The sequence below is a fragment of the Ramlibacter tataouinensis genome (assembly GCF_001580455.1).
Taxonomy (GTDB): Bacteria; Pseudomonadota; Gammaproteobacteria; order Burkholderiales; family Burkholderiaceae_C; genus Ramlibacter; species Ramlibacter tataouinensis_B.
Genome location: NZ_CP010951.1, coordinates 1,527,685 through 1,554,658, shown reverse-complemented (window position 1 = coordinate 1,554,658; position 26,974 = coordinate 1,527,685). Strand labels below are relative to the sequence as shown.

Sequence of the window (26,974 nt, the reverse complement as noted above, 5' to 3'; positions counted from 1 at the left end):
CACCCGGTCGGGCCGTTAGCTCAGTTGGTTAGAGCAGGGGACTCATAATCCCTTGGTCGCAGGTTCAAGTCCTGCACGGCCTACCAATGATTTCAACGGGTTGCGTCGGGCCTCGTGGTGTAGCCCGTTTTCGCCTCACCCTGTTTCTGACCCCGAACGGGTCAACGGCTTGCGTGCCTCGCCCACGCTGGATCGCACATCACCTACACGGACGCAAGCGATTTGCTTCCAACGTGGCGGCGCAGAGCAGACTCGATCTCTTCTAGCACTGCGGCGATAGGATTTCCTGTCGGAGCAGCGGGACCCCATGGCTGGGAAGTCCATGAAATACCTGAGCATTAACGGAACGCTCTACGGGATGCCGGAAAAGAAGTGGACTTCGGTGTGTGTTATCGCGGCGGAGGAGGGTAAGTCAGTGCCCCAAGTCATTGACGAGAGATTCAGCCTGAAGCCTCTTGGCGAAGTGACCAATGTGACGAACTGGACGCCAGCCGATGCCACTCACGAACTCGTGTTGATGCGAACGCGTACTTGGGTCATCACGCGATGATCGCCTGCGTCAATACCTTGCCTTGTCGTTCAGCCCCTTGATCTCGTAAGCGCTACGCGTGTCGAAGGCGCCGGTACGGGTGGCGAACTCATTGGGCGACGAGCGGCGGCGGAAAGAAACTGCGTGCTGCGACAGCACCCTTGGGCCGATAGAACCGGAAGGTCAGGTTGTAGTCCTTGCCCTTGGGCGTGGGCAGCCAGTTGCCCTGGGGTGCATCCTTCGGCTGTGCATCGGCGAAGTGCAGTGTCAGTGAGCCATCCGGATCGTATTGCAGCTTCGACTCCTTGTTGAGCAAGTATCGCTTCAACGCATTGGGCAGCACGCGTCGCTCGACCGTGTCGACAGCGATCACCGACCAGAAGTGGGTCGCGAATTGCGCCGGCAGCTGTTCCTTCGTGAAGTGCAGGGTGTACGCGTGGTCGCCCGACAGCGGGCCGCCGGCCTGATCCGCGAATGCCTTGTAGTAGATGACCTCTTCGGGCGTGTTGGCCCAGATGCCGGCGTAGTTGACCAGCGTACGCACCAGCCAGTCGCCGCCGTAGGCACCCGAGGTCGACGGCAGTGCCCAGCCGTTGCTCACCTTGCCGTGCCCGACGTTGGGCAGTGCCTTCTTGAAATCGGCGAACGCTTTCGCGCGGATCACCTGGTCGATGCGCTGACGCTCGCTCGGGTCCTTGATGGCCTCGGCGATGGCGCGCGTTGCGGCCTGCAGTGCGTCCATGCCCGGGTTGATGTCGGCCTCGCTGTCGAGGGCCAGCACGGCCGAATCGAAGGCCTCGACACCTGGCAGGGCAGCCAGCTCGAACATCACGGTCTGCGGCACGGCCGGCAGTGCCGGCTGGCCGCTGGGGCGGATCTCGAACTGCCGCTGCAGCGCGACCGCCTCCTCCCAATTCGTGCCTAGTTCGACGCGCGACAGCACGCGCATGCATTTGACCGGCACATCGACGCGCTGAACGCCGGCGGGCAGATCAAGCTTGCTGCCCTTCAGGCACACGGCAAACTGTCCGTGCGGGTGCTGGGGAAACAGGCGTTCGTTGAGGTTGGCCACCGTTTCGCCCCAGCCGTTGAGGAATTGCACAGTGTAGTAGCGGCCGGTGACCTTCGGCACCGTAACCAAGGCGCAGCTTTTCTCATCGACGGCCACCCAGGCTTCGGAGTACGCGACATCGAGATTGGGATTGGGCCAGTCGACCTCGCCGGGTTTGCGGTGAATGAGCTGGTTCCACTGGAAGCCTTGCTTGAAATCCAGCTGCTGCTGCCGCAGCACGAGCAGGCGACTGAGCAGGTAGATATAGGCATCGCTGATCTCTTGATCCGTCGGTGCTGATTTCATCAATCTCTCCTATGGCAATGCCTTGGCACGCACCACGTTCGGCAGGCTGTAACTGCCTTCCAGCAGTGCTTTCGTGGGCACATAAGCCCGCACCAGCAGCGCGAACTGGTCTTCGGGCGCCGGCAGCCAGTTCGCCTGATCGTCCTTGCCGGAAGGCGCCGCATGGGACAGGTGCAATGTCAGCGAGCCATCGGCGGCGAACTTCAGCTCGTCGGCGTCGAGGTTCACCGTGCCGATGTTCGTGCGTCCGTTGGGGCTCCTGGCGAGCATGAAGTAGTGGCGGTCATACATCGACAGCGACCAGAAGCCGCCGAGGTCGCGATCGACCGGCGGCAGCGCACCCTTGGGGAACGTGATGGTGTAGCGGTAGCGCCCCTGCAGCAGGGCACCCTTGTCGTCGGTGCCCCGGATGAAGTAAATCGCCTCGTGGAAGTCGTTGACGTAGATGTAGATGACGGCCGCCTGGGCCCGGCCGAACCAGTCGCAGCCCCAGGCACCGCCGCTGTCCTGGCGCTGCCAGCCGCCGCCCGCGTCGACGCCGACCTGTTCGTACCTGGCACTGTCGTGCAGTTCAGCGTCGGCTGCGAGAGCGGCGCGGTCGAGCAGCGCGCCCCACGAGGCGTCGGAAGCCCGCAGCGCCAACAGCGTACGGGCCTGGGCCGCCATTGCTGCGTCATCGGCGCTGACCTCCGGGTTGGACGCGAGCGCTTTCGCGAGCTGGTCCCAGAACTGGGTGGGGTTCACCGGCCGGGCGCGAAGCATGTCGGGGTCGGCCGCCACCATCTCGGGCGTCACGCCGGGCGGGAATACCTTGTTGCGCGCGCTCGCCTCGCAATCGAAGTGCAAGGGCCCGGACTGGTCACGGCTTTGCGCGACCAAGCCGATCTGATTGAGCACGGCCCGGGCGCGTGCTTTCGCTTCGTCGGTGTGTGCCGCGAAGCTACGCCCGAAAATGCCGGCGATATTGGTCGGCATGCGCAGCACGTCGATGAATCCCTTGGGCTTCTCGCCCTTCCAGTTCGGACCCACCAACAGGAACTTTCCGCCGGGCGTCTTGCTGGCCGCCCCCAGCTGGTGGATCACCGTGGTGAACAGGTCGCAGATCTGGATCGTCCAGTAGTGGCCCTTGGGCACGTCGCTGGGCGTCTGAACCACCACCGCCTCCTCGGTGAGGTCGGCGAAGCTGGCGCCGTAGATGGTGTCGCTGTTGGGCGTGACCACCTTGCGCTGGGCCGGCGACATGTGGTCGTCGAGATAGCCCATCATGTTCTTCGGCGCCCCGGGGAACAAGCCCATCGTCGCGCCGGGCCCCGCAGCCTTCATCACTTCCCAGGCACTGGTCCGACCCAGGGCGTCCACCGCGGGATAGCCCCAGTAGTAGACGACCCGCGCGAGCGAGTCGACGTAGCGCTCGTTGGCCAAGCGCGCCGGGACTCCGGCCGCGTCAGCGAGATCGGGGTGCGCTGGCGTGAACTGGCGCGCAAGGTAGGGAACGCGGGATGCATGGGCCATGTACTGCTCGGTTCGACGGACACTTGCCCGGGCGTGCGATGGTCCGCACGCGCGAGGCAGCCGTCTATTGGCCCATGGTCCTACCTCCGGGTTGAAGGCCGGACAGGAACAGCCCGCCTCACCGCATGACGCCGAAAGTACTGCTTGTCAGCCCAGGCTGCGCGCGATTATCAGCTTCTGGATGTGGCTCGTGCCTTCGTAGATCTTGGTCACGCGCACGTCGCGGTAGTAGCGCTCCACCGGGAAGTCGGTGAGGTAGCCGTAGCCGCCATGGATCTGAATGGCGTCCGAACAGACCTTTTCGGCCATCTCGCTGGCAAAGAGCTTGGCCATGGAGGCCTCCTTGGCACAGGGAATGCCGGCCTCGCACAGGCGGGCGGCATGCAGCATGAACTGGTGCGCCACCTCGACCCGGGTGGCCATGTCGGCGAGGTCGAACGCCACGCCCTGCAGCTTGATGAGGGGCGCGCCATAGGCCTCGCGCTCCTTGGCGTACTTCACCGCGGCCTCCAGCGCCGCCCGCGCCGCGCCGATCGCCACCGCCGCGATGGCCACCCGCCCTTCGGACAGCGAGGCCATGATGCGCTTGTAGCCGGAGCCTTCCTCGCCGATGAGATCGTCCACCGGCACGCGGCAGTCATCGAGCTGGATCTGCGCCACATGGGCCGAACGCTGACCGAGCTTGTGCTCGACGCGAGCGACCTGGTAGCCCGGGGCCTTCGGGTCGACGATCAGCAGGCTGCTGCCGTTCTTGCCCGCGGCCTTGTCGGTCACTGCCAGCACCAGTCCCACGCCGGCTTCGCTGCCGTTCGAGATGAACTGCTTGCTGCCATTGAGCACGTAGTGCGAGTCCTCGCGGCGCGCGAAGGTGCGGAAGGCCGCGGTGTCGGAGCCGGCATGCGGCTCGGACAGCAGGAAGGCGCCGATGTGCTCGCCGGTCGCCAGCTTCGGCAGGTACTTTTGCTTCTGCGCCTCGGTGCCGGCTTTCGAAATCATGAAGCCGACCGAGTTGTGCACGTGCATCAACGTGGCAAAGCCGGCGTCTGCGGCGGCGAACTCCTCGATCGCCAGGCAGTACTCGACGAAGCTGGCGCCGGAGCCGCCGTAGGCCTCAGGCGTGAGCATGCCCAGGAAACCGAGCGCGCCCACGGTCTTCAGCTCGTCGCGCGGCCAGACGGCCGTGCGGTCGCGCTCGGCGGCGGTGGCGGCCACGACCTCTTGCGCGACCTTGCGCGCCGACTCGCGGATCATGAGTTCCTGTTCGGTCAGGAAGGTGGTGGATGTTTCGTTCATGTCGTACCTTGTCGTTCAGCGACTGCGCTTTCCCTTGAGTGTGAGCGCGACCGCGGGATACGCGCCCACCACATTGGGAGGGGGTGATGGGTTGGGGGTGCGCGTTTGGCGCACCCCCAAGCCCCTCGGCGCTAAGCCGCCTTGGCCCGCGGCGTGCCGCCGGCGTCGAGGACGGACGCGCGTGCGCTGCGCTTGCCCACGCGAGGGAGCAGAAAGTGCGACAGGGCCGGGATCAGCACCAACGCGCCCAGCATGTTCCAGAGGAACATGAAGGTCAGAAGAATCCCCATGTCGGCCTGGAACTTGATCGGCGAGGCGGCCCAGGTGATCACGCCGGCAGCCAGCGTCACGCCCACCAGCGCCACCACCTTGCCGGTGAAGCGCAGCGCGTGGCGGTAGGCATCAGCAAGGCTTGCTCCGGCGCGCTGCTGCGCGAGCTGGATGCTCAGCAGGTACAAGGCGTAGTCCACGCCGATGCCCACGCCCAGCGCGATCACCGGCAGCGTCGCCACCTTCACCCCCATGCCCAGCGCCACCATCAGCGCCTCGCACAGGATCGACGTGATGGCCAGCGGCACGACGGCCACGATCACCGCGCGCCAGCTGCGGAAGGTGATGAGGCACAGCACGATCACCGCCGCATAGACGTACAGCAGCATGGTGACGTTGGCCTGCTTCACAACGATGTTGGTGGCCGCCTCGATGCCGGCGCTGCCGGCGGCCAGCAGGAACTGGCGGTCCGGCGTGCTGTGCGCGCCGGCAAACTCGTCGGCCGCCTTGACCACGCGCTCGAGCGTCTCGGCCTTGTGGTCGGCCAGGTAGGCGATCACCGGCATCACCGAACACTCCCGGTTGAACAGGTCGGGGTTGCTGGTGACGGCGGTGCGTGCGCCGTAGTTCAGCACGTCCTGGTTGGGCGAGATGGTCAGCCACTTGGGGCTGCCCTCGTAGGAGCCGGCGGTGATCTTGCGCACCGCATCGGCCAGCGAGACGGTGGTCTGCACGCCCGGCACCTGCTGCAGCGCCCAGCCGAGGCGGTCGGCCTCCACCAGCGTCGGGTACTCCAGGCAGCCCTCGGCCTTGGTCTTGACGATCACCGCGAACTGGTCGCTGGACAGCGAGTAGTTGCCGGTGATGTAGGCGTTGTCGCGGTTGTAGCGCGAGGTGGGCCGCAGCTCGGACGCGCCGGGGTCGAGGTCACCGATCTTGAGTTTCGTGCTGACCGCAAAGCCGGCGGCGGCCACTACGGCAGAGACGGCCAGTGCTCCCAACGCCCAGCGCCGTTCGGTGAAGCGCTCCAGCAGCGTCCATGTGCCGCCGCCGGCCTGCTGCTGCTCGGCGCGCAGGCTGCGCTCGGCTGCCGCCGGGCTGACGCCCGTGTACGACAGCATCACGGGCAGCAAGACGAGATTGGTGAACACCAGCAGCGCCACGCCGAGGCTGGCGGTGATGGCCAGGTCCTGGATCACCGGGATGTCGATCAGCATCAAGACGGCAAAGCCCACCGCGTCGGCGGCCAGCGCCGTGAGGCCCGCCAGGAACAGCCGGCGGAAGGTGTAGCGCGCCGCCACCAGCTTGTGCGTGCCGCGCCCCACGTCCTGCATGATGCCGTTCATCTTCTGCGCGCCGTGCGACACGCCGATGGCGAACACCAGGAAGGGCACCAGGATCGAGTACGGGTCCAGCTGGTAGCCCAAGAGCGTCACCAGCCCCAGCTGCCACAGCACCGCCACCAGCGAGCAGGCCAGCACTAGGGCGGTGGACCGCACGCAGCGCGTCCAGGCGTACAGGATGGTCGCGGCAATCAGGGCGGCCACCGCGAAGTACAGCACCATCTGCGCCAGCCCATCGAGCAGGTCGCCCACCACCTTGGCAAAGCCGACGATGCGGATGTCGACGTCGGCGCCGCCGGGCGCCTTGGCGTACTTGGCGCGGATGTCTTCCAGCCGCTTGGACAGCTCCCAGTAGTCCAGGGGCTTGCCGCTGGCATCCTTGTCCAGCAGCGGCACGATGATCATGCTGGACTTGTAGTCGTTGCCCACCAGGCTGCCCAGGATCTGGGCGCGCGCGATGTTCTGTCGCAGCTGGTCGATCTGCCGCGGCGAGCCGGAGTAGTTGTCCGGCATGACGGGGCCCCCGGTGAAACCTTCTTCGGTCACCTCGTTCCAGCGCACCACCGGCATCCACAGCGACTTGACGTTGGCGCGGTCCACGCCCGGGGTCAGGAACAGCTCGTCGTTGATCTGCTTGAGCGTCTGCAAATACGCCCGGTCGAAGATGTCGCCCTGCCTGTTCTCCACCACCACCCGCACCGAGTTGCCCAGCCCCTTGAGCTCGTTCCTGTTATCCAGGAAGTTCTTGATGTAGGGCTGGTGCTGCGGGATGGTCTTCTCGAACGCGGCGTTCAGCGTCAGGCGCGTGGCCTGCCAGCCGAGCACGAGCGTGGCCAGCACGCAGGCCAGGACCACGAACAGGCGGTGGTTGAACACCAGCCGTTCCAGCCAGTTGCCCGAGGCGCGGTCGAAGTCCTTCAACTCGCGGACCACGGGCATGTCGATTTGAGTCGTCGTCACCATTTGCTTATTGCTTCACTTCAGTGATTCGAGCCGCACGCCGCCGAAACCGGCCATGGCCACGTTGCCGTTGCCGGCGTCGGCCAGCGTGAACACGGGCGCGGGGTTGGGAAGGGGGATGCGACGGAAGGTGGCGCCCTCGTCGACGCTCAGGAGCAGCTGGCCCGTCTGGCTGGCCAGCAGCACCGAGCCGTCGGTACGCACGACGCCGCTGGTCAGGCCTGCCTGCAGGCCGGTTTCGACCTTGGTCCAGCTGGCGCCAGCGTCGGTAGTGCGAAAGGCGTTGCCGCGCAGGCCGAACACGAGAGCCATGTTGTTGTTGCCGGTCACGCCGAACAGCGTTCCCTGGTAGGGCAGCGCCACCCGGGTGAAGCGCTGGGCCGCCCGGTCGAACTTGAGCACCAGGCCCTGCTCGCCAACCATGAACAGCGTGCCGGCCGCCGGCCGGATCGCGTACAGGTGCATGGCCTTCGGGTTGTCGACGCGATCGGCCCAGGAGGCCCAGGTCTTTCCGCCGTCCTCGGTACGCAGGATCAGGTTGAAGGCGCCGATGGCAAAGCCCTTCTTGTCGTCTTCGAACCAGACATCGAGCAGCGGCTGGTCGGGGCCGGCCGGCTGGCCGGTCTGCCTGGCCAGGAGATCGGCGATGCGCGCGCCCTCGAGCTGCTTGTGCCAGGTCGCCCCGCTGTCGGCAGTGTGCAGCACGCTGCCTTCGTGGCCCACCGCCCAACCCAGCTTGGGCGTGGGAAAGGACAAGCCCGTCAGGTCCGCGCTCAGGGGCACCGCGGCCTGCGCCCAGGTCTTGCCGTCATCGGAATGCAGGATGTGCCCGCGCTGGCCGGCCACCACCAGGCGTTTGCCCGCCATCGCAATGGAGTTCAGCGGCGCGCGGATGGCCAACCCGCTTGGGGTCGCCGGCAGCACGAGAGGGGATTGAAATGCGGGCTCGGCAGCCGCCGCGCCCGCCATCGTTGCGGCCCAGATGGCGATCTGGACCAGGGTCAGTTTGTTGCGCACGTGTTTGCTTTCGCGAACGTCGATCCGGAATGAAAAAACGCCGCGGCCCAAGCGTTTTGCGCTCTCGGCCGCGGCGCAGTCAGCGACTACCGCTGGTCAGCGATTGCCGCCGGTCAGCGGACGCCTTGCCCCGCCAATGCGTCGGCCGTCCACGCCAGATCGGGCGTGAGCTGCTCCATCACCTTGACGCCGCCGGCGCCCGGCCAGATGTTGGCGTAGTAGGTGCCGGCAATCAGGTCGTAGTGACTGGCCGTGGCACTGATGGTCGATGCGTCATACAGGGGCGCCAGGTAGTTGAAACCCGCGCGCCACAGTTGACCGCGGCCGTCGTACTGGTCGCTGGCGACCACGTGCCAGCTGTCCTCGTCGATGTAGAAGGTGCGGCGTGAATAGACGTGGCGCTGGCCTTCCTTCAGCTTCGCATCGACCACCCAGACCCGGTGCAGTTCCCAGCGAACCACCGAGGGATTGATGAACCTGGACTGGAACACGTCCTCCGGCTTGTCGTTGAACGTGAAGCGGTAGGTGTTGTAGGGAACGTAGATTTCCTTCTTGCCCACCAGCTTGAAGTCGAAGCGGTCCAGCTTGCCGTTGAACATGCTGGTGTCGTCGTAGGTGGCCATGCCCGAGGTGCCGGGGTTGGGCGTGTCATAGGCCAGGTCGGGCGCCAGGCGCACGCGGCGCTGCCCCGGCAGGTACGACCAGGCGCGCCGCCCGTTGTCCGAGTAGCTCACCGGATCCATCACCATGGCGGCCTCGCCGGCACGGCGCGCCGGACCGGTGTAGTTGGCACGCACCCGGGTCAGCCAGACGGGATCTTCCGTCTTGGTGTCGCCGTAGTAGACGCTTTCGGTCAGGTAGCTGCCCTGGTTCGACAGCACCAGCTTGCCGGCGGCATCGACGTTGTAGGCCGTGAACTTCGGCACGACGTTCGCGACGCCCTGGAAGCGCGCCGCGTAGTTGAGCATGACCTCGTTGCCGTTCTTCGGAATCGGGAACGGAATGCCGGCGCGCGCGCCACGCATGCTCAGGCCGTCATCGGAAGTCTTCGCGCGCGTGGCGTTCTTCACCGTGTTGTCGAGGACGAACTTCGGGAAGGACACGGTGCGGTGCGTGCGGTACACGTCCATGCGCCAGTCCGGGCGGGCCTTCATCAGGGCCTTGGCGCCTTCGGTCATCTTGTCGCCGTAGCGGTCCATGTTCTTGGCGTCCACCGAGAACAGGGGCTTCTCACTGGCGAAGGGGTCGGGCCGGACGGCACTGCCCTTCTGGAAGCCCGCCGGCGCCGTGGTGAGGCCGCCGGTGTACTCGGGAATCGTGCCGTCCTTGTTGCCGGCCTTCTCCGCGCCGATCGCGGTGAGCGTGGTGCCCAGCTGCTTGGCTTCGTCTGCCGTCACCGCCGCGTGCAGGGCGGTGAGGTGCGCGGCAAACAGGCCTGCGCCAATCAATGCCGTTGCGAGTTTTTTCATCCTGGAGCTCTCTTAGAAAGTGGTCTTGAAGGTGAAGAAGACCGCGCCTCGGTCTTCCAGCAGCGCCGGCGTGCCGTTGGGCACCGTGATGCCGCCGGCCGCGTTCTTCGTGGACTTGCCGAAGAAGTCGACGTACTTCAGGTCGAAGCGGTACCTGCTGTAAAGATCCAGGCCCAGGCCGATGGCCCAGTTGCCCGCATCCTTGTTGCCGCCCGAGGTGACTGCCGAGTTGCCCGACAGGCCCGCCGAATAGCTGACCGGCAGGGACAGGTCGGCCCCCGGGAACACCTGGAACCAGGTCGGCGTGAAGTTCAGCGCCAGGCCGACGAAGTCCTTGCTGACCTTGTCGATGGCCGTGTAGCTGGCGCGACCCTTGAAGACATTCATTCCCTGGGACACCGACAACCAGCGGTTCCAGGTCAGTTCGGCCGCGTAGGAGGCGCTGTCCCACAGCGGGGTGGCAGGCGCCGAGCCGATCGCGTTGAGGACGGCGTGCACGGTGTTGCCGCGTGCGCCCAGCATCTCACCCTGGGCAGGCAAGGCCGCCAGCGAGGTGACCGGGATCACGCTCTCGCTGACCAGGGGCATGTTCTTGCGCCAGTTCAGGTCAGCGCCGAAGCTGATGCCGGCGATCTGCTTGGCCAGGCTGATGCCGTACAGGTCGATGTCGTCGCCGTAGTTGAAGAAATACTGCCGCGGCGGGGCTGCCATCAGGATGGCCTGCGGCAACTTGTCGGAGAAGTTGCGCACGTAGAAGCCCATCGTGCCGTCCAGCCACTGCGGGCTCCAGCGCGCCGCCACGCCCCAGTCGCCGCGGTTCTTCGGCGTGAGGTCCTTGCCGTGGATGGCGCGCACGCCCGGCCCGACGATCAGCGACTCGCCGCCGTTCAGATAGTGGTCGGCGAAGCCCAGATAGGTGCCGCTTTCCGGCACGCGGCTGTTGTCCCACTCGAGGAAGTACTGCGCCGCGAAGGACAGCTCCGGCGTGGCCTGCAGGTTGGCCGAGATCTGGTTCAGCGGGCGGTACAGCTCCTTGGCCTCGATGCCGGGGGTGGCCAGTGCCTTGGCCTGGTCCAGCGGCGCCTGCGCGTAGGTGATGCCGTGGATGGCGCCGCCACCCAGCAAGGCCTCACCCCAGTTGACCGTGTGCCGGCCGGCCCGTACGCCCAGGGGCATGTCACCCAGCTCGAAGTTGCCGAAGACGAAGGCGTCGAGCAACTCGCCGGAAGCACCCTTGAAGTAGCGCTTGGTGACGTGGCTCAGGCCGAAACCCGGCGTGCTGCCCTCGAAGTGGTTGGTGGTGGCCAGGCTGGTGTTGTCGAAGCCACCGGCATAGGCCTGGTCGTACCACCCGGCGCCGGACACGCGAACGCCGAACTTCTTCTGGTAGACGGCGTCGAATTCGGTCAGCAGGTCGACCCGGTTGGTCACCGTGCTGCCCTTCTTGAAGTTGCGGTCGCCGTCGTCCGAGTTGACGGCACCCAGCACGCCGGGGCTCTGGGCTTCGACCCGGCGGCCGAAGTTGTAGCGCACGGTGTTGTCCAGCCGCAGCTGGACATCGTCGTTGCCGGTATCGAACTCGATCGCGTTCGCCGTCCCGCATGTTCCCGCGCAGAGCGCGATCACCGCAGCAGCCAATGCGTGTCGTCGCGGTGCCTTGAATCTGGTTTGACTGATTTCAGCCATTGGTTTCGTTCTCCTCACACTGTTGATGGAAAGTGCCCCTCAAATGGCGGCACACGGTCTCTCCGCATGCGCCGATGCATGTCTCGGTTAGTTCGTCATGCAGTTCCTTCCGGCACATGGCCTACCCATTCGGACAGCACGGTGTCGGTGTGCTGTCCGCGCACCGGTATGCCTGCCGGTGGCCCGGCCGGCGTGCGAGAGAAGCGCGGGGCCGGGTTGGCCTGCAGCACGCCGTCGATGCGGCTGTAGATGCCACGCGCCGCCATGTGGGGATGCGCGGCCGCGTCGTCGGGGTTCAACACCGGTGCAAAGCACGCATCCGAGCCCTCGAGCAGGGCGCACCATTCGGCACGGGTGCGGGTGGCAAAGAGTTCGGCGAACTGGCGATGCAGCTGCGGCCACGACGCGGGGTCATACGCGACGCGCGCGTACGCGGGGTCGTCTGCAAGCCCCAGCTTCTCCAGCAGCAGGCGGTGGAACCGGGGTTCGACCGATCCGACGGAGATGAATTCGCCGTCGGCGCAGCGGTAGCTCCGATACCAATGCGGACCGTCGAGCAGGCTGCGCCCGCGCTCGTTGTGCATCTGACGGGCCGACTTCAGGCCCAGCAGCAGGTTCATCATGTGGGCGCTGCCGTCGACGATGGCTGCATCGACCACCTGGCCCTGTCCAGTGGCGCGCGCGTTCATCACGCCGGCGAGCACGCCCACCGCGAGGTACATGGCGCCGCCGCCGATGTCGCCCACCAGGCTGGGCGGCGCCATGGGTGCTTCGCCCGGCTGGCCGGAATACCAGAGCGCGCCGGACAATCCGATGTAGTTGATGTCGTGGCCGGCCGCGTGGGCGAGCGGGCCGTCCTGGCCCCATCCGGTCATGCGGCCGTACACCAGCCTGGGGTTGCGAGCCAGGCACACGTCGGGGCCCAGGCCCAGGCGCTCCATCACGCCCGGGCGCATGCCTTCGATCAGCACGTCGCAGGCCTCGATGAGACCCAGCACCGTCTCCACGCCGGCCCCGGACTTGAGGTCGACGGCGATCGAGCGCTTGCCGCGGTTGTGGACGGCGTGGGCGCCGAGGTCCGTGTCTTCGGCGCCGGGCTGCAGGCGGTCGACCAGCACCACGTCTGCGCCCAGGTCCGCCAGCAACATGCCGCAGAAGGGCGCCGGGCCGATGCCGGCGATCTCCAGCACCCGCAGCCCCTGCAGCGGGCCCGTCCGCAAGCTCATGCCTTCAACCCGGCCATCGCGGCTTGGAGCAGCACCTGGACCTGCTGGTTGGAGTCTTCGTAGCCGCGTTGCGTGTCCCAGTCCGCGATCTGCGCGAAGTGCTCGGCCAGTGCCTCGGGCGAGACCTGGTCGCGGCGGAAATACACGGGCGCCGTGTCGACGATGCGGGCCGCGGAGAACGATCCCCCGCCCGCCGACACCGTGGCCTTGGTGGGCGCGTTCTCGCTGACCAGGAACAGTGCCGCCGGCGTCACCTGGTCGGGCGTGACCGCCTCGAGCACGGCCGCGGGGAAGATGTCCTCCGTCATGCGCGTCGCCGCGATCGGGGCGATGGTGTTGACGCGGATGTCGTTCTTCTTGCCTTCGATGCACAGCATGTGCATCAGGCCGACCAGGGCCATCTTGGCGGCGCCGTAGTTGGACTGGCCGAAGTTGCCGAACAGGCCCGACGACGAGGTCGTCATCAGGATGCGGCCGTAGTTCTGCTCGCGCATGATCTCCCACACCGCTTTCGTGCAGTGCACCGAGCCCATCAGGTGCACGTCCATCACCGCGCGGAAGTCGGCCATCTCCATCTTGGAGAAGGTCTTGTCACGCAAGATGCCGGCGTTGTTGATCAGGACGTCCACCCGGCCGAATTCGGCCTTGGCCTGGGCGACCATGGCCTGCACCTGCTCGAAGTCGCAGACGTTCGCGCCGTTGGCGATCGCACTGCCTCCGGCGGCGCGGATCTCCTCCACCACCTTTTGGGCGGCTTCGGAAGACCCGCCCTTGCCGTCGCGGCTGCCGCCGAAATCGTTGATCACCACCTTGGCGCCGCGGCGGGCGAGTTCCAGCGCATGCACGCGGCCCAGGCCATTGCCCGCGCCCGTCACGATCGCCACCCGGCCGTCAAATCGAATCGTCATCTCAATACCTTCAGCAAAAAATCAAAACAAACGCTTTCTCCCTCCCCCACCGGGGGAGGGCTGGGGTGGGGGCGCTGCGGCCTCAACGAAGCGCCCCCATCCCCACCTTCCCCCGGAGGGGGAAGGAGAAAAACCTAGAAGCGGCGCGTGATGGACTCCGCGACACACACCGGCTTGTCCGAACCTTCCATCTCCATGGACACCTCGATCGTCAGTTGCGCGCCGTTGTCGATCGCATCCCAGGCCAGCAGCCTGAAGTGGCCGCGCACACGGCTGCCCGCCGGCACCGGCTGGATGAAGCGCACCTTGTTGAGCCCATAGTTCACGCCCATCGCGCTCTTGCGGATTTCGAAGCCGCTGTAGAAGAACGCCGACATCAGGCTCAGGGTGAGGAAGCCGTGCGCGATCGGCTTGCCGAACGGGCCGGTCTTGGCGCGCTCCACGTCCACGTGGATCCACTGGTGGTCGCCAGTGGCGTCGGCAAACAGGTTGATGCGCTGCTGGTCGATCAGGATCCAGTCGCTGGTGCCGATCACCTCGCCCACGAGGGGTTTCAGGTCGGCCAGGGTTTCATAACTCTTCATTGAACTGCTGCCACATGGCTGGAAAGCGCGTCAGGTTATGGGCGGGGCTTCGCCCGCCACCCCACCTGATTTGGAGGGGGTCACAGGGGGGGCCACCCGGATCCCCCCCTTACCGGGTTGGCATGCACCTTTGGCTGGCTACCTAGACTGCCCGCATCGCCTAGCAACGCCGCCGCCAGTCACGCGCGCTGGCGTTCAGGGCTATTCAGGAGACATTGACTCATGAGCGTGTCGCACGCCAAAAACGGTCCGGTTGGCTGGATCACCCTGGAACGGCCGAAGGCCATGAACGCGCTGAACCGCGAGATGGCGGCCAGCATCACCGCCACGCTGACTGCTTGGCAAAGCGACCCGGAGGTCCGGGTCGTGGTCGTGACCGGTACCGGCCCGGCGTTCTGCGCCGGCGCGGACCTGAAGCAGGCCTCGGCGCCGGTCGGCCCCGGCGAGCCGGACTTCATGGACGTCCTTGCTGCCTTTTTCGACACGCTGCGGGCATTCCCCAAGCCGGTGATCGCAGCGGTCAACGGGCTGGCACTGGCCGGCGGCCTGGAGACGGTGATGGCGTGCGACTTCGTGATCGCGGCGCGCAGTGCCACCTTCGGCGACGCCCATTCCAACTTCGGTGTGTTCCCGGGCGGCGGCGGCGCGGCGATCCTGCCGCGCAAGGTGCCGGCGAACGTGGCCAAGTACATGCTCTTCACCGGCGACTCGCTGTCGGCCGAGGACATGAAGACCTACGGCCTGGTCAGCGAGGTGGTCGCCGACGCGGAGCTTTCCGCGCGCGCGCAAGCCATCGGCGAGAAGCTGGCCCAGAAGAGCCCGCTGGTGCTTGCCCGCATGAAGAAGGTCGCCAACGAAGCGACCGACAAGTCGACAGCCGATGCGCTGAGACACGAGTTGTTGGAGCTGCGCAATCACCAGCGCTCCTACGACATCCAGGAAGGCCTTCGCGCCTTCGCCGAAAAGCGCAAGCCGCAGTTCAAGGGGTATTGATATATGGAAAACATCTACATCATCGGCGCCGGCATGACGCCCTTCGGCCGTCACATGGACAAGAGCGTCAAGCAGCTCACCGCCTGGGCGGTGGAAGACGCGCTCAAGGACGCCGGCTGCGACCGCAAGCGCGTGCAGGCCGCCTTCTTCGGCAACACCACGCAAGGCCACTTCGACGGCCAGCACATGATCCGAGGCCACGTCGCGCTGCTGCCGCTCGGCCTGGACGGCATCCCGATCTACAACCTCGAAGGCGCCTGCGCTTCCTCCAGCTCGGGCTTCAACCTGGCCGTCAACCAGTTGCGCGCCGGCGCGGCCGACGTGGTGCTGGCCGTGGGCGCCGAGAAGATGTATTCCAAGGACAAGGCCAAGATGTTCTCGTGCTTCGAGTCGGCCTGGGACATCGAGACCACGGCAGACAACCAGGCCCTTCTGATGGAGCTGGGCAAGGACATCGTCCCGCCGGAAGGCTCGCAATCGGACAAGCCCTACAGCCCCTTCATGGACGTGTATGCGGCGCTGGGGCGCAACCTGATGAGCCGCTTTGGCATCACGCAACGCCAGGTCGCCGCGGTCGCATCCAAGAACCACGGCCATTCGGTGCACAACGAGCGCTCGCAATACCGCATGCCGATGAGCGTCGAGGAGATCCTGGCCGCCCCGCCGATCACCTATCCCTTGACGCTGCCGATGTGCTCGCCGATTTCCGACGGCGCGGCCGCCATGGTGCTGTGCACCGAGACGGCGCTGAAGAAATACGGCTTCGACCGCAGCCGCGCCGTGAAGGTGATGGCCAGCGTGATGCGTTCGGCATCGGCCCGTGCCGCAGACGACCACGAGAACGGCTGCACGCGGCTGGCCGCCAAGCAGGCCTTCGAGCAGGCCGGCATCGCACCGAGCGAAATCAACGTGGCCGAAGTGCACGACGCCACCGCGATCGGCGAACTGCTGGCCTTCGAAGCGCTGGGGCTGCGCGAACCCGGCATGAGCGGCATCCTGGCCGAGCGCGGCGAGACCACGGTCGGCGGTTCGATCCCGGTGAACCCGTCCGGCGGCCTGGAATCCAAGGGTCATCCCATCGGCGCGACCGGCCTCGGACAGGTGTTCGAGCTGGTGTCCCAGCTGCGCGGCGAATGCGGACCCCGTCAGGTGGAGGGTGCCCGCTTTGCGATCCAGGGCAATGGCGGTGGCCTGTGGCGGGTCGAGGAAGCGACCGAGCACATCGGCATCTTCACTCGCGCCTGATGACGGAAGTCCTGTCATGAATTTCCAGTCGCCCACCGAAGACCAGCGTCTTGCAGTCGAAAGTTTCCGCAAGTTCCTGGAAGCGGAGATCCGCCCTGTCGCGCGCCAATACCGCGACCGGCACATCCCCAAGGAGAAGATGCGCGAGATCACGCAGGCCATCGCCGAGTTCGGCTTGCCTGGCGCCTCGCTGCCCGAGAAGTTCGGCGGCATGGGCCTGTCGTACGTCACCGAGGCCATGCTGTTCGAGGAGCTGTGCACCGTGTCGGTGGACATCGCGCTGTGCGTGATGATCAACAAGGGCTTCGCGCTCGTGCTGTCGGAGCAGGCGCCGGCGATCCGCGACCGCTACCTGCCGGACTTCCTGGCGGGCCGCGCCTTCGGCGGCTTCTGCATCAGCGAGCCCGACGTGGGCTCGAACGTGGCCGACATCAAAACCCAGGCCCGGCGTGACGGCGATCACTTCGTCATCAACGGCGAGAAGACCTGGATCACCAACGGCGACTACTCCGACATCCTCATCGCCACGGTGCTGACCGGTCCGAACGAGCTGTCACATGTCCTGGTCGATCGCAAGGAGCACGGCTACGAGTCGCGCAACATTGAGAAGATCGCGCTGAACTCGCAGTCGACGGCGCAGATATTCTTCTCCGACACGCGCGTGCCCGTGAGCAACGTCGTCTGGGAGCAAGGCGCCGCGCTCAAGAACACCCTGCGCCTGTTCGAGAAGGCACGTGCCAACGTCGGGATGCTTTCGGTGGGCCTGATGCGCGCGTCGCTGCAGGAGTCCATCGCCTATGCCCAGGAGCGCAGGCAGTTCGGCAAGCCCATCGCGGGCCACCAGCTCATTGCCGAAAAGATCGCCGAGATGGCGACCCTGGTCGACGCCGCCCGCCTGATGTGTTTCCGCGCCTTCGCGATGATGGACGCCGGCGTCCGCTGCGACGTGCAGTCGTCCATGGCGAAGTGGTACGCGACCGAGATGGCCGTGAAGGTCTGCCGCGATGCGGTGCAGCTGCACGGCGGCAACGGAGTGACCAAGGAGTTCAACGTCGAGCGCTACGCGCGCGAGGCGATCGTCATCCCGGTGCCTGACGGCACGACCGAGATCCAGAAGCTGATGATCTCGCGCGCACTCACCGGCATCGGCGCGTTCGCCTGACACACACATCACAAGGAGACATGGACATGACGCGCAAGATCGTCGTTGCCGGGGTCGGCATGATTCCCTTCATGAAGCCGGGCGCCGCGGAAGCCTACCCCGTCATGGGTGCCAAGGCGGTGCGGCTCGCGTTGGCCGATGCCCAGGTGGGGTACGAGTCGATCCAGCAGGCCTATGCCAGCTACATCTATGGCGACTCCACGAGCGGACAGCGGGCGCTGTACGACGTGGGCATGACCGGCATCCCGGTCGTCAACGTCAACAACAACTGCTCCAGCGGCTCGACGGCCCTCTATCTGGCGCGACAGGCCATCGCCAGCGGCGAGGCGGACATCGTGCTGGCGTTCGGCTTCGAGCAGATGAATCCCGGGGCCCTGGGTGTCAACTTCCACGACCGGCCGTCTCCGCTGGAGCTGTTCGACCAGCAATGCGACACCCTGATGGGCCAGTCCGACGTGCCGATGGCGCTGCGCCTGTTCGGCGGCGGCGGCATGGAGCACATGAAGCGCTTCGGCACGCCGCTTTCGACCTTCGCGAAGATCCGCGCCAAAGCGAGCCGCCACGCGGCCAACAATCCGATGGCGGTGTTCAAGAAGGTCGTCACGGCGGAGGAAGTCATGGCCGACCAGGTGGTGTGGCCGGGCGTCATGACGCGCCTGATGGCGTGCCCGCCGACCTGCGGGGCTGCGGCCGCGGTGCTGTGCAGCGAGGAGTACGCGCGCAAGCACGGCCTGGATACGCGTGTATGGATTGCTGCCCAGTCACTGGCCACCGACGGCCCCGAGTCCTTCCAGTCCGGCGACATGCGCTACGTCTGCGGCTATGGCATGTCGCGCGCGGCCGCGAACAAGGTCTACGAGGCGGCCGGCATCGGTCCCGAAGACCTCGACGTCGTCGAACTGCATGACTGCTTCGCGCACAACGAGTTGCTGACCTACGAAGCCCTGGGCCTGTGCCCGGAAGGCGGTGCGCAGAAGTTCGTCGATGACGGCGACAACACTTATGGCGGCCGCTACATCGTCAACCCCTCGGGTGGGCTCTTGTCCAAGGGCCATCCGATCGGCGCCACCGGGTTGGCGCAGTGCACCGAGCTGGTTCAGCAGCTGCGCGGCCATGCGCAGCAGCGCCAGGTGGAAGGCGCGCGCATCGCGCTGCAGCACAACGTCGGTATCGGCGGCGCCTGCGTGGTCACCATGTACCGCAACTGATCGGTCATCCCGGAATTATTTCGAAATGGACTTTCTTCCTGATCCCGGCCTGGAGGCCTTCCGCCAGGAAGTGCGGCAGTTCCTGCAGGCCCATGTGCCCGCGGAGTTTGCCGCACGGCCGCGGGGCTTGCGCTCTTCGCGCGAGGAATTCGTGGCCTTTCAGCAGGCACTGAACAAGCGCGGCTGGGCGGCACCGTACTGGGCCAAGCAGCATGGCGGCACCGGCTGGTCGGTGGCCCAGATCCTCGTGTTCGATGAGGAGTGCACGGCCGCCGGCACGCCGCCCCTGGACACGTTTGCGCAGAAGCTGCTCGGTCCGGTGATGAACCAGTTCGCTACGCCCGAGCAGTTGGCCGAGCACATGCCGCCCATCTTCAACGGCGAACGCCTGTGGTGCCAGGGCTTCTCCGAGCCCGGTTCAGGTTCTGACCTGGCGTCGCTGCGCACGCGCGCCGAACGCGATGGGGATCACTACGTCGTCAACGGCCAGAAGATCTGGACGACCTATGCGCACCTGTCCGACTGGATCTTCCTGCTGGTGCGCACCGACCCCACCGTGAAGAAACAGGCCGGCATCAGCTTTCTGTTGGTCGATATGAAGACCCCGGGCGTCACCGTGCGCCCGATCCGCAGCATCGACGATGCGCACCACTTGAACGAAGTCTTCTTCGACGACGTGCGGGTGCCGGTGGCCAACCTGATCGGCAGCGAGGGCGGCGGCTGGAGCATCACCAAGTTTCTGCTGAACAACGAACACGCCAGCACCGCCGAGTTCCCGATGCTGCAGCGCTACCTGCGCCAGCTGGCGCAGCTGGGCGAGACGCAGCAGGTGGACGGCGAGCGGTTGGGCGAACGGCCCGAGTTCAAGCTCAAGGTCGCGCGCTTCAAGGCGCAGGTGCAGGCCATCGGCTGGATGACGCAGCGCGTCGCCGCGATGGAGCAGGACCACAACCCCGCGGCCCATGCGCTCGGTTCGATGCTGAAGATCCGCGGCACCGAGCTGCAGCAGCAGATGACCGAGTTTCTGGTCGACTGCCTCGGTGACCACGGCGCGGTGACCTATGCCGCGCCGCACAACGACCCGGCAGCCCAGCGCCCGCCGACACCGTCCGGCCTGCCGGACGGCATCGCGGCCGAAATGTTCTTCCGCCGCGCGTCGACCATCTATGGCGGCACGAGCGAAGTGCAGCGCGGGATCATTTCCTCGCTCCTGTTCAGGGCGTGACGCCCTTCTCGAATCACTGAATACGCAGGACCAGAAGCGTGGACTTCAATCTCAATTCGGAACAGCAGCTGCTGCAGGACAGCGTGCGCCGCTTCATCGACAAGGCCTATGCCTTCGAGGCGCGCGCCGCGATCGTCAAACAAGGGCAGGGCGGCAGCACCGCCCACTGGGGCACCTTCGCCGAGAACGGTTGGCTGGCGGCAGCGTTGCCGGAAGAGTGGGGCGGCCTGGGCGGCTCCATCGTCGAAACGGCCCTCATCGCGCACGAGTTCGGCCGCGGACTCGTTGTCGAGCCTTACCTCGGCTGCGCGGTCCTGGCCGCACAGACCGTGATGGCCGGCGGCACGGCGGCACAGAAAGATCGCCTGCTGCAAGTGCTGGCGGACGGTTCGCGCCGCATCGCGCTCGCCTACAGCGAGCCGGCCTCCCGCGGCATGCCGCTGCCGGTGGCGACGATCGCGCAGCGCAGCGACATCGGCTACGTCTTGCAAGGGCGCAAGTCCCTGGTGCTCGGCGCCGGCCAGGCCCACGAGTTCATCGTCTCGGCGCGCATGGCCGGGGCGGCGGAGGATGAGATCACCCTGTTCCTGGTGGGTGCAAACAGCCCGGGCCTGCAGCGCCACACGCTGCCGCTGCACGACGGCACCTGGGCCGAGGACCTGGTGTTCGACGGCGTCAAGGTGACGGCCGACAAGGTGCTGGGCTCGGCGGGCCAGGGCCTGGAAGCGTTGCGCACGGGCCTGGCGCACGGCACGGTCGCCCTGTGCGCTGAACTGGTCGGCGCGATGGAGAAGGCGATCGAAGTGACTGCGCTCTACCTCAACACGCGCAAGCAATTCGGGGTGGCGATCGGGAGCTTCCAGGCGCTGCAGCATCGCCTCGCGGACATGGCGGCAGAGATGGAGCTTGCCCGTTCCATGCTGTACGCCGCCTTGGCGTCGGTCCTGAATGACGACGCCGCGACACGGCAAGCCACGCTGTCCGCCGCCAAGACCCTGATCGGCCGCGCCGCGAAGACGGTCTGCGGCCAGGCGATCCAGTTGCACGGGGGCATCGGCATGACCGAGGAGTACCTCGTCGGCCACTATTTCAAGCGCGCCGTCGTCGCGGAGCTGTTGCTGGGCAGCAGCGAGCGGCACGAAGCCGCTTGCGCCTGAGTTCGCCAGATAGTCTCCGAGCAGTTCGAGAACGCATGAACAGCTATCGGTCCATCTTTCGGCCCGGACTGTTTGAAGGGCAGGTGATCATCGTCACCGGCGGCGGCAGCGGCATCGGCCGCTGCACCGCGCACGAGCTGGCCAGCCTGGGCGCGCGCGTCGCACTGGTCGGGCGCAAGCCCGACAAGCTGGCTCGGGTGCAGGCGGAGATCGAGGCCGGCGGCGGCCAGGCGAGCACGCACCTGGCCGACATCCGCGACGAGGCCGCGGTGGCCGCCACGGTCGAGGCTGTGCTGGCCAGCCGTGGCCGCGTCGACGGACTGGTCAATAACGCCGGCGGCCAGTTTCACTCGCCGCTGAAGGACATCTCGACCAAGGGCTTCGAGGCCGTGGTCCGCAGCAACCTCGTCGGCGGCTTCATCTTCATGCGCGAGGTCTACCAGCGCTGGATGGCGCAGCATGGCGGGGTTATCGTCAACATCACCGCGGATATGTGGAACGGCTTGCCCGGCATGGCCCATTCGGGCGCAGCGCGCGCCGGCATGAACTCGCTGACCGAGAGCGCGGCCTGCGAGTGGGCCGCCTCCGGCGTGCGCGTGAACAGCGTCGCGCCGGGCCTGATCGCCTCCAGCGGGTTCGACAACTACACCGGCGATGCCGTCGCCGGCATCCTCGGCTACGCCGCAAAGACCCCGGCGCAGCGCTACGGCACCGTGGCCGAAGTGTCCGCGGCGATCGTCTACCTGCTCTCGCCCGCAGCGGCCTTCATCACGGGCAGCTGCATTCGCGTCGACGGCGGCGGCCCGAACGCACGCGGCGGCTGGAAGCTGCAGCCGCCCCGGAACAGCAAGCCTTTCGACGGGTTCCACTTGGAATCCCTGCCCGAGCTGCTGCAAAAGAACATCTGACAGATCAATACGGAGACATCGATGAACGACAACACCTTGGTCGATCGCTTCCTGCGCTGGGAGCGGACCCAGCCCGACGCGGTGTACTTCACCCAGCCCTACCCTGACGGCTCGGTCGTCGACTACACCTGGCAGGAAGTCGGCAGGCAGGCCCGCAGCATGGCGGCCTACCTGCAATCGCTGCAGCTGCCCCCGGAAAGCAATATCGCGATCCTCGGCAAGAACAGCGCGCACTGGATCATGGCCGACCTGGCCATCTGGATGGCTGGGCACGTCTCCGTGCCGCTCTACCCGACGCTGAATGCCGAGACCGCGCAGTACGTCTTCGAGCACTGCAACGCCCGCGTGCTGTTCGTCGGAAAACTCGACGGCAAGACGGATGGCTGGAACGAGATCCGTCATGTGATCCCCTCGCACATGACCATGGTCGCCCTGCCCATGTCGCCGGCGATGCCCGAATCGCAGCATTGGGACGCCATCGCCGCCGCCCACCCGCCGTTGCAGGAGGTCAGCCTGCCTGCACCCACGCAGCTCGCCACCATCATGTACACGTCGGGCAGCACCGGCAGGCCCAAGGGCGTCATGCACAGCTTCGGCACCATGAGGGTCTATGCGAGCTTGGCCGGCGAATTTGCCGGGTTCAACACGAGCGACCGCCTCCTGTCCTACCTGCCCCTGGCGCATGGCGCCGAGCGCTCGTTCGTGGAATCCAATTCGCTGTTCCATGGACTACGGGTCTACTTCTCTGACACCCTGGAGAGCTTCGTTGCGGACCTGATGCGCGCGCGCCCCACGGTGTTCATCTCGGTGCCGCGGCTGTGGACCAAGTTCTACATCGGCGTGTGCGCCAAAGTGCCGCCGAACGCGCCCCTTTCGGACCAGGCCAGGAAAGCCATCCTCGCGCAGCTCGGCCTGGCCGAGGTCCGCCTGGCCTTCACCGGCTCGGCCTCGCTGCCCGCGCACATCATCGAGTGGTATCGCAAGCTCGGCCTGGAACTGCTGGATGCCTATGCCATGACGGAGGACTTTGCCTACTCGCACTACGCTCGCCCGGGCCAGGTGCGGGTGGGCTATGTGGGCACCCCCTTGCCCGGCGTGGAGCGCCGCATCGCGGACAACGGCGAGATCCAGGTCAAGTGCCCGACGCAGATGATGGGCTACTACAAGCAGCCGGAGCTCACGGCCGAAAGCCTGACGCCGGACGGCTTCTTCAAGACCGGTGACCGTGGTGAAACGGACGAACTCGGGCGCCTGAAGATCACGGGCCGGGTGAAGGAACTGTTCAAGACCAGCAAGGGCAAATACGTCGCGCCGGTACCCATCGAGAACAAGCTCACCCATCCGAAGATCGAGGCCGTGTGCGTGACGGGGCCGACCCAGCCCCAGCCCTTCGCGCTGGCGATGCTGGCAGCCGATGCCGTGAAGGAAATCGAGAACGCCGATGCGCGCGAGGCGCTGCGCGCCGAACTCCAAGCCCTGCTGGAGGAAGTGAACGCCACGCTCGAAAGCCACGAGAAGCTGGCCAGCCTGGTGGTCGTGAAGGAGCCCTGGTCCATCGACAACGGATTCCTGACGCCGACCATGAAGATCAGGCGCAACGTCATCGAGGAGCGCTACCTGGCCAAGGCCAACGGGTGGGGCGAACTCGGCGGCAAGGTCGTGATGGAAGCGGACTAGCGCTGAATTTCTCCCTCTCCCTCAGGGAGAGGGAGCTCAAGACAACTGACTTTTTCTGGAGGAGACTGATCATGATCACCCGTTCGCTGCGCGCGCTTACCTATGTTGGCGTCGCCCTCGCTGCCCAAGCCACCTGGGCGCAAAACGCCACGCCGAGCTCGCCCACCGTGGCGGTGACGGCCGAGAACTTCGTCCGCGCCGAGTCCGACAGGTACTTCAGCAACTTCGTCAGGCAAGGCGCGTTCGGCAAATTCATCCACTACCGCGACCTGCTGCCGATCGACAAGATCACCGTCGTCCGGGTCAATCGCGACACGCTCTACTCCTTCGGCGTGTTCGACCTGGACGCCGGGCCGGTGACGGTGACGCTGCCTGACGCCGGCAAGCGCTACATGTCCATGGTCACGCTGAGCGAGGACCAGAACGTGTCGGCCGCTACGTATGGCGCGGGCACCCATGTCCTGACGAAGGAAAAGGTCGGCACGCGCTATGTGGTGGCTCTCGTGCGCACGCTGCTCGATCCGGCCAGCGCCGAGGACCGGCGGCAGGCCAATGCGCTGCAGGACGGTATCCAGAGCAGCCAGGCGGCTGCCGGCCGCTTCGAGGTTCCCAATTGGGACCAGGCCAGCCTGAAGAAGATGCGCGAGGCGCTGATGGTGCTCGGGGCAACCTACCGCGACACCCGGGGCATGTTCGGCACCCGGGAGCAGGTCACGCCCGTGCGTCAGCTGATCGGCGCCGCGATCGCCTGGGGCGGGCTGGTGGAGAAGGACGCGCTCTACGAGTTCGTCAATCCCAGCCAGAACGACGGCGCGACGACCTACCGGCTCAAGGTGAAGGACGTGCCGGTCGACAGCTTCTGGTCGATCAGCGTCTACAACGCCGAAGGGTGGTTCATTCCCAACAAGGAGAACGCGTACACGATCAACAACATCACGGCGAAGCGGGGCGCCGACGGTTCGGTCGCGGTCCAGTTCGGCGGCTGTGACGGCACCGTGCCGAATTGCCTGCCCATCACCCAGGGCTGGAACTACATGGTGCGTCTGTACCGTCCGCGCGCGGAGATACTGAACGGCCAGTGGCGCTTCCCCGAGGCGCAGCCGGCCGCGCGTCCGTAAGCAACGGGGCCGTGGGGGCTCTGGCCCTCACGGCCGGGGAGACCTGCATGACCGCCGAATATCGACAGTACCTGATCCAACGATTCGACGAAGAGGTCGAGGGCGAGTCGTTCTTTCGCGGCTTGTCGGTGCGCGCTGAGGGCGCGGACCGCAAACACAAGTGGGCGGTGCTGGCGCAACTGGAAGCGGAAACCAGGGAGCACCTGCGCACGGCGTTGAAGGAATTGGGCGTGGAACCGGCCGATCAAGCCCATCGTGTCGAGCGCGGCCAGAAGCTGGCGGAGCGGTTCTCGGCCATGCCGTGGCTGGAGTTCCTGCTGATGTTCCGGACGACGTTGGAAAACTTCATGTCCCAGTTCAGTGCCGCCGAGAAACTGGCGCCCGAAGAGGGCAAGGAGCGCGCGCTGCTGCGCCACATCACCCGGCACGAACAGGCGCTGCTGGCGTTCGTGGTGCGCGAGATCGACGGGCGGGGCGACGTGTCGACCGACGCCGTGCTGGCGCTGCTCGGCAAGCCGATCCAATCCTAATCGCGTCGATCCACCGGCGGCGGGACCCACGACCCATCGACGACCGAGGTCTGCGGCCAGTACGCCCGGAGGTACAGGGAGAAGTCCCCCTTGGGCGCGGGCAGCCAGTTGGACCGTTGCGCCTGCGGCGGCGCTTCGGCTTGGACGCAGATCGTCAGCGCACCGTCGCCGTCGGTCTTCAGGTCCTTGTTCTTGGTGCCGAGCGAAAAGCGATGGAGCTCATTCGGCACGAAGAAGTGGTCGGCGTCGTAGAGGGTGAGCGACCAGAATCCGGAGGCGGGCGGCGTCTGGCCTTTGGCGAAGGTCACCGTGTAGCGGTGGGCTCCGTTCAGCCGCCGCCCTTGGGCGTCGAGGTCCTGGTAGATGTACTTGGTTTCGCGTGGTGCGTTGACCAGGATGTTGGACCTGGCGGCGGCCGTCCGCGAGAAATAGTCGGTGCCGAAGGCGGCCGTGTTGTCGAGCGAACTCCAGTGGTTGCCCATGGGAATGCCCCAGTTCCGGAACTGCAGCAAGGGCTTGACGAGCTCCTCCTCGCACTTCGTCGCCTCGTCGACCATCGCCGCCTCCAGCACCGGGTCATGCAGGGCGGCCTCGATCACGGCGAGGATCTGCGCGTAGCGGGCCTCTTCGCCTGGCAGCGGCGGGGCGTCGGCCATCACCTCGGGCAACTGCTGGAGGAATTTTTCCGGGAATACCCATCGCGATTCGCCCGCTTCTGAGCCCGCGGCAGCCGGCGGGGACTTGGGCAGTTTCGCCCAGTCGCGCAGCTTCATCTCGCCGTCGTACTCGGCCAGTGGATAGAGATCGATGCCCGCGATCGCCGACTGGATGGCCTTGCGGTCCTGGGGCGTGTCGTCCTGGAACACGCGAGGCACTACGAAGGCGGTATTCGTGCTCGAGCGGAACACCTGCGTGATGCCCCGGGGCACCTCGCCTTGCCACTGGGGCCCCACGAGTAGGTAAAAGCCGGGCGTGGTGCCGTGCATCTTGCCGATTTGGGCGAAGGAGTCGGTGCGCAGGTCCACCACCTGGTAGACCCAGAAGCGGTCCCCGAAGTCCGGCACCTGCACGACGACCGGCGAGAGGTCCATCGCCGCAATGCTGCCGCCGTACACCACGTCCTGGTTGGGACAGGCGACGAAGCGCTGCTCCGGCGCGATGTAGTCGTGCAGCATCGACAGCCTGTTCAGCGGCGCAGTCGGCAGAACGCCGTTCGCCAACATGGGCTCGGGGCAACGCGCGAAAGCCAGTCGGCGGTTGTAGATGTTGACCATCGGCCAGGCCCAGAAGTAGGCGTCGCGCGCGACCATGCGGGCGTAGGCCTCGGTGATCTTCACGCGCGCATCGGGTGCGGGGGCCATCGCCGCGGCCCAGGCGGGCGAGGGGGTGAGGGGGTTGGGCTTGGGGGCCGAACCCTTCTCGGCCTTGCGGGACGTCGCCATGACAATGCTCCTTTGTCCGTGCGACGGTCGATGTTCTGCAGCCTGCGGTTGCCGGCCATTGGACCAAGGTCCAATGTTGCTGCCCGCTCAGCACCAGTGCTCCCCTGGCAAACGCACGAACCACCCCGCAAAGGGGGGGTGCACGCGGGGATCTG

22 protein-coding genes and 1 tRNA gene are annotated in these 26,974 nt (G+C 66.3%); 12 read left to right on the top strand and 11 right to left on the bottom strand.

Annotated elements, in window-relative coordinates:
- Positions 1 to 9: 9 nt before the first annotated feature.
- Together UC35_RS07460 and UC35_RS07455 are read left to right on the top strand one after the other, a co-directional pair.
- Positions 10 to 86, top strand: a tRNA-Ile gene (locus UC35_RS07460).
- Between the two features lie 236 nt (positions 87 to 322).
- Positions 323 to 550 (top strand): hypothetical protein, encoded by a 228-nt coding sequence (locus UC35_RS07455; protein ID WP_145979373.1) that lies wholly within the window; start codon positions 323 to 325, stop codon positions 548 to 550.
- Between the two features lie 88 nt (positions 551 to 638).
- Here UC35_RS07455 and UC35_RS07450 read toward each other — a convergent pair whose 3' ends face one another.
- The 10 genes from UC35_RS07450 to UC35_RS07405 all read right to left on the bottom strand — a co-directional run bounded on the left by UC35_RS07450 (position 639) and on the right by UC35_RS07405 (position 14,154).
- Complete coding sequence (locus UC35_RS07450; RefSeq protein WP_061497662.1) at positions 639 to 1,886, bottom strand: DUF1214 domain-containing protein; 1,248 nt, start codon at positions 1,884 to 1,886, stop codon at positions 639 to 641.
- Between the two features lie 9 nt (positions 1,887 to 1,895).
- Complete coding sequence (locus tag UC35_RS07445; protein WP_061497661.1) at positions 1,896 to 3,398, bottom strand: DUF1254 domain-containing protein; 1,503 nt, start codon at positions 3,396 to 3,398, stop codon at positions 1,896 to 1,898.
- Between the two features lie 147 nt (positions 3,399 to 3,545).
- Entirely contained in the window at positions 3,546 to 4,691 is a 1,146-nt protein-coding gene (locus UC35_RS07440) for an acyl-CoA dehydrogenase family protein (protein ID WP_061497659.1), read from the bottom strand.
- 131 nt (positions 4,692 to 4,822) lie between these two features.
- Positions 4,823 to 7,267 carry an efflux RND transporter permease subunit gene (locus tag UC35_RS07435; protein ID WP_061497657.1) on the bottom strand — a complete coding sequence of 815 codons (2,445 nt, stop codon included), beginning with the start codon at positions 7,265 to 7,267 and terminating at the stop codon, positions 4,823 to 4,825.
- Positions 7,268 to 7,279: 12 nt separating this feature from the next.
- Positions 7,280 to 8,281, bottom strand: coding sequence for a WD40/YVTN/BNR-like repeat-containing protein (locus UC35_RS07430; RefSeq protein ID WP_227820491.1), 1,002 nt, complete (start codon positions 8,279 to 8,281; stop codon positions 7,280 to 7,282).
- Between the two features lie 113 nt (positions 8,282 to 8,394).
- The gene (locus UC35_RS07425) at positions 8,395 to 9,750 is read right to left on the bottom strand and encodes a DUF1329 domain-containing protein (protein WP_061497655.1); all 1,356 of its coding nucleotides are present in this window, start codon (positions 9,748 to 9,750) and stop codon (positions 8,395 to 8,397) included.
- Positions 9,751 to 9,762: 12 nt separating this feature from the next.
- Positions 9,763 to 11,436 carry a DUF1302 domain-containing protein gene (locus tag UC35_RS07420; RefSeq protein WP_061497653.1) on the bottom strand — a complete coding sequence of 558 codons (1,674 nt, stop codon included), beginning with the start codon at positions 11,434 to 11,436 and terminating at the stop codon, positions 9,763 to 9,765.
- Between the two features lie 95 nt (positions 11,437 to 11,531).
- Complete coding sequence (locus UC35_RS07415; protein WP_061497652.1) at positions 11,532 to 12,662, bottom strand: CaiB/BaiF CoA transferase family protein; 1,131 nt, start codon at positions 12,660 to 12,662, stop codon at positions 11,532 to 11,534.
- Positions 12,659 to 13,570 (bottom strand): SDR family NAD(P)-dependent oxidoreductase, encoded by a 912-nt coding sequence (locus UC35_RS07410; RefSeq protein WP_061497650.1) that lies wholly within the window; start codon positions 13,568 to 13,570, stop codon positions 12,659 to 12,661. Before UC35_RS07410 ends, UC35_RS07415 begins: the two co-directional genes overlap by 4 nt.
- A gap of 134 nt (positions 13,571 to 13,704) precedes the next feature.
- Positions 13,705 to 14,154, bottom strand: coding sequence for a MaoC family dehydratase (locus UC35_RS07405; protein WP_061497647.1), 450 nt, complete (start codon positions 14,152 to 14,154; stop codon positions 13,705 to 13,707).
- Positions 14,155 to 14,376: 222 nt separating this feature from the next.
- Here UC35_RS07405 and UC35_RS07400 point away from each other — a divergent pair, with 222 nt between their 5' ends.
- From UC35_RS07400 to UC35_RS07355, 10 genes are all read left to right on the top strand, one after another.
- Positions 14,377 to 15,147 (top strand): enoyl-CoA hydratase/isomerase family protein, encoded by a 771-nt coding sequence (locus tag UC35_RS07400; RefSeq protein ID WP_061497645.1) that lies wholly within the window; start codon positions 14,377 to 14,379, stop codon positions 15,145 to 15,147.
- 3 nt (positions 15,148 to 15,150) lie between these two features.
- Positions 15,151 to 16,392: a thiolase family protein gene (locus UC35_RS07395; RefSeq protein ID WP_061497643.1), complete on the top strand. Its 1,242-nt coding sequence runs from the start codon at positions 15,151 to 15,153 to the stop codon at positions 16,390 to 16,392.
- A gap of 16 nt (positions 16,393 to 16,408) precedes the next feature.
- Positions 16,409 to 17,554 (top strand): acyl-CoA dehydrogenase family protein, encoded by a 1,146-nt coding sequence (locus tag UC35_RS07390; protein ID WP_061497641.1) that lies wholly within the window; start codon positions 16,409 to 16,411, stop codon positions 17,552 to 17,554.
- Between the two features lie 26 nt (positions 17,555 to 17,580).
- Positions 17,581 to 18,762 (top strand): lipid-transfer protein, encoded by a 1,182-nt coding sequence (locus UC35_RS07385; RefSeq protein WP_061503726.1) that lies wholly within the window; start codon positions 17,581 to 17,583, stop codon positions 18,760 to 18,762.
- A 25-nt stretch (positions 18,763 to 18,787) separates the two neighbouring features.
- Entirely contained in the window at positions 18,788 to 19,987 is a 1,200-nt protein-coding gene (locus UC35_RS07380) for an acyl-CoA dehydrogenase family protein (protein WP_061497639.1), read from the top strand.
- Positions 19,988 to 20,025: 38 nt separating this feature from the next.
- Positions 20,026 to 21,144 carry an acyl-CoA dehydrogenase family protein gene (locus UC35_RS07375; protein WP_061497637.1) on the top strand — a complete coding sequence of 373 codons (1,119 nt, stop codon included), beginning with the start codon at positions 20,026 to 20,028 and terminating at the stop codon, positions 21,142 to 21,144.
- A 35-nt stretch (positions 21,145 to 21,179) separates the two neighbouring features.
- Positions 21,180 to 22,052, top strand: a complete 873-nt coding sequence (locus UC35_RS07370; RefSeq protein WP_061497634.1) for an SDR family oxidoreductase — start codon at positions 21,180 to 21,182, stop codon at positions 22,050 to 22,052.
- A 21-nt stretch (positions 22,053 to 22,073) separates the two neighbouring features.
- On the top strand, positions 22,074 to 23,729 hold the full coding sequence (locus UC35_RS07365; RefSeq protein ID WP_061497632.1) for an AMP-binding protein: 1,656 nt from the start codon (positions 22,074 to 22,076) through the stop codon (positions 23,727 to 23,729).
- A 71-nt stretch (positions 23,730 to 23,800) separates the two neighbouring features.
- On the top strand, positions 23,801 to 24,847 hold the full coding sequence (locus tag UC35_RS07360) for a DUF1214 domain-containing protein (protein WP_082792922.1): 1,047 nt from the start codon (positions 23,801 to 23,803) through the stop codon (positions 24,845 to 24,847).
- Between the two features lie 47 nt (positions 24,848 to 24,894).
- Complete coding sequence (locus UC35_RS07355; RefSeq protein ID WP_061497630.1) at positions 24,895 to 25,377, top strand: hypothetical protein; 483 nt, start codon at positions 24,895 to 24,897, stop codon at positions 25,375 to 25,377.
- Here UC35_RS07355 and UC35_RS07350 read toward each other — a convergent pair.
- Positions 25,374 to 26,819 carry a DUF1254 domain-containing protein gene (locus UC35_RS07350; RefSeq protein ID WP_227820490.1) on the bottom strand — a complete coding sequence of 482 codons (1,446 nt, stop codon included), beginning with the start codon at positions 26,817 to 26,819 and terminating at the stop codon, positions 25,374 to 25,376. The two genes, UC35_RS07355 and UC35_RS07350, sit on opposite strands and share 4 nt — an antisense overlap.
- Between the last annotated feature and the right edge of the window lie 155 nt (positions 26,820 to 26,974).

Coding starts and splice junctions, on each gene's coding strand:
- UC35_RS07420 (WP_061497653.1), bottom strand. CDS start 11,436: ATGGCTGAAATCAGTCAAACCAGATTCAAGGCACCGCGACGACACGCA.
- UC35_RS07435 (WP_061497657.1), bottom strand. CDS start 7,267: ATGGTGACGACGACTCAAATCGACATGCCCGTGGTCCGCGAGTTGAAG.
- UC35_RS07365 (WP_061497632.1), top strand. CDS start 22,074: ATGAACGACAACACCTTGGTCGATCGCTTCCTGCGCTGGGAGCGGACC.
- UC35_RS07445 (WP_061497661.1), bottom strand. CDS start 3,398: ATGGCCCATGCATCCCGCGTTCCCTACCTTGCGCGCCAGTTCACGCCA.
- UC35_RS07390 (WP_061497641.1), top strand. CDS start 16,409: ATGAATTTCCAGTCGCCCACCGAAGACCAGCGTCTTGCAGTCGAAAGT.
- UC35_RS07450 (WP_061497662.1), bottom strand. CDS start 1,886: ATGAAATCAGCACCGACGGATCAAGAGATCAGCGATGCCTATATCTAC.
- UC35_RS07350 (WP_227820490.1), bottom strand. CDS start 26,819: ATGGCGACGTCCCGCAAGGCCGAGAAGGGTTCGGCCCCCAAGCCCAAC.
- UC35_RS07370 (WP_061497634.1), top strand. CDS start 21,180: ATGAACAGCTATCGGTCCATCTTTCGGCCCGGACTGTTTGAAGGGCAG.
- UC35_RS07400 (WP_061497645.1), top strand. CDS start 14,377: ATGAGCGTGTCGCACGCCAAAAACGGTCCGGTTGGCTGGATCACCCTG.
- UC35_RS07380 (WP_061497639.1), top strand. CDS start 18,788: ATGGACTTTCTTCCTGATCCCGGCCTGGAGGCCTTCCGCCAGGAAGTG.
- UC35_RS07425 (WP_061497655.1), bottom strand. CDS start 9,750: ATGAAAAAACTCGCAACGGCATTGATTGGCGCAGGCCTGTTTGCCGCG.
- UC35_RS07405 (WP_061497647.1), bottom strand. CDS start 14,154: ATGAAGAGTTATGAAACCCTGGCCGACCTGAAACCCCTCGTGGGCGAG.
- UC35_RS07355 (WP_061497630.1), top strand. CDS start 24,895: ATGACCGCCGAATATCGACAGTACCTGATCCAACGATTCGACGAAGAG.
- UC35_RS07395 (WP_061497643.1), top strand. CDS start 15,151: ATGGAAAACATCTACATCATCGGCGCCGGCATGACGCCCTTCGGCCGT.
- UC35_RS07385 (WP_061503726.1), top strand. CDS start 17,581: ATGACGCGCAAGATCGTCGTTGCCGGGGTCGGCATGATTCCCTTCATG.
- UC35_RS07440 (WP_061497659.1), bottom strand. CDS start 4,691: ATGAACGAAACATCCACCACCTTCCTGACCGAACAGGAACTCATGATC.
- UC35_RS07360 (WP_082792922.1), top strand. CDS start 23,801: ATGATCACCCGTTCGCTGCGCGCGCTTACCTATGTTGGCGTCGCCCTC.
- UC35_RS07410 (WP_061497650.1), bottom strand. CDS start 13,570: ATGACGATTCGATTTGACGGCCGGGTGGCGATCGTGACGGGCGCGGGC.
- UC35_RS07455 (WP_145979373.1), top strand. CDS start 323: ATGAAATACCTGAGCATTAACGGAACGCTCTACGGGATGCCGGAAAAG.
- UC35_RS07415 (WP_061497652.1), bottom strand. CDS start 12,662: ATGAGCTTGCGGACGGGCCCGCTGCAGGGGCTGCGGGTGCTGGAGATC.